The sequence below is a fragment of the Nostoc sp. DedSLP03 genome, from assembly GCF_034530815.1.
Lineage (GTDB): Bacteria > Cyanobacteriota > Cyanobacteriia > Cyanobacteriales > Nostocaceae > Nostoc.
The window spans coordinates 1-1862 of sequence record NZ_JAVRCK010000219.1 but is presented as its reverse complement, the minus strand read 5'-3'; the positions used below and the strand labels follow the sequence as shown (position 1 = coordinate 1862).

The following is a 1862-nucleotide window of genomic DNA, read 5'->3' as shown; positions in this document are numbered from 1 at the left end:
GTTACTTCAAATCCTTTACCTGTGGTACTTTAACGAGTATTGTCGCCCCCTCAACCAATAACCTCTACTATCCAAGTTTGCGAATGTAATTCTTCTTTAGATAAAGTTGAGCAATCCGTAAGTTCTGAGGAGGACTTGACAGGAAGATTCATACCTAGCCAACCACCACACTTGGAACAGTAACCAGGTCGCGATCGCCAACTTAGTAGTGGTAATTCCTGCTGACAATGAGGACATTGTAAACGTAGATATATTTTGTGTAAAGGACATACTTTTACTGAATTTATAGTCCAAAGTAGTGGTTTATAAATTACTTGTTTAGCTAAACGCCATTCTTCGTAACATACAGTACACCAAGCACTTTTGGTACGAAACAAATTGCGCGTGGGAATAATTTCAGACCAAAATAGCAGGGTCAGCAAGTGCAAATCTTCTATAAGCGTTAGCCTCTGAAGTGCTTGTACTAAATCTATTGCTATATTTCCTGTACCATTTATAGCTGTGGCACGGTCGAAAAGAGAACGTAAATCTCTACTAGTTCGAGATTTCAAAAATATTTGTTTTAGTAGTGGTGTGATTGTTCGTGAAATTAATACATCTGGAGGTATACAATGAGCCTCCGCTAATCTTTCTATATATCCTGTAAGGCTTTCCACCATTGGTGTTCTAATGCCAACAGGCTCTAATTGATACAAATGACTGCGAGATGGAATGGAAACCTTTTTTAAATCCCAAGATTCGTATGTTTCTAATAGACTAACTAACATCTTGCTGCACTCCGATGGGATCTCTTGTAGGGTTGCGTTTGGCAACCTTTCCTTGCGGACGAGTAGTTTTTGGGGTTTCTTCGGGTAGCACAATTGGTTGTGCGCCAAGTCCTAATGCAGAGCGTAAGTTTTGTACATCTTCTTTTGTCTCAGATAATTCTTTTTCACCCTCTTGAATTTCCTTGAACATTTTCTGACACTGAGCAACCGACAAAGCACGTTTTTGTAAATCTTTGAGAGTGACTGTTGTTGCTGCTCGATCTAGAGCATTTTTAAGAGCGCGTGTTAGCCAATCTTTCAGTGTGCCAATACATCCTAAACTACGTTCGTACAAATATTCCCAACGATCGACTAAATTTGGAGTTTTTGCTAGTGGCAGATGCTGTTGAAAAGCTAACAACACACTCTTAAAAGCCTGTACATCTTTTGGGCTATCAGCACAATAACGGCGGAAATGAATATCAACACTACGACGTGAGAGTTGACCGCTCAAATTACGGAATATAAGCAGTTCGTATGTTCCTAATAGACAGTGCAAGATGCCTGTCATATTTGCTAAAGATTTGAGACAGTCTAATTGATCTTGTAGCTTGTATCCGCTTGCTACCTTACCAAAATGTTGTGCTTCATCTACAAAAAATGCGTCTGGATGACGATGGATGAGAGCATTTTCTAAAGCTCTGCGTAGAGCAGGTGCAACTACTTTCGACTCAACATTAATTTTGCCAAAATTATCGCGAGAGATCCCACGCACGCCGTAATCAAACTTGTGATCGATTAATGGTTCTTCCAAGGCAATTAAGGCGCGTGTGTAGTATTCTTTCCAGTTGAAGTATCTCGATTCTGGGGCTATAGCTTCAATACCAATAACAGGAACATGAGCGCGATCGCTTTCCAGTTGAGGTAACGCTAGTTCTGTTAATTTCTGCTCAACACGGAGTCGCAAAGTTGTTTTACCAACACCACTGGGGCCATAAACAAAGATAAATGAGGCTCCTGCGGGTTCGGCAATTGTTCGCAGAAGAATTTCAGCGACTTCTTGAGAGCTGATTCGTAAAGAAAATCTAAAGAGAACAGAGCCTCGTTTGACTCAGG

Annotated in this window: 2 protein-coding genes; both read right to left on the bottom strand. The window is 40.7% G+C overall.

Annotated elements, in window-relative coordinates; genetic code table 11:
- Positions 1–50 precede the first annotated feature (50 nt).
- Entirely contained in the window at positions 51–767 is a 717-nt protein-coding gene (locus RM368_RS38345) for a TniQ family protein (protein WP_322698907.1), read from the bottom strand.
- Positions 757–1752: an ATP-binding protein gene (locus RM368_RS38340; protein WP_322698908.1), complete on the bottom strand. Its 996-nt coding sequence runs from the start codon at positions 1750–1752 to the stop codon at positions 757–759. The genes RM368_RS38345 and RM368_RS38340 overlap by 11 nt, the downstream gene beginning before the upstream one ends.
- Positions 1753–1862 lie beyond the last annotated feature (110 nt).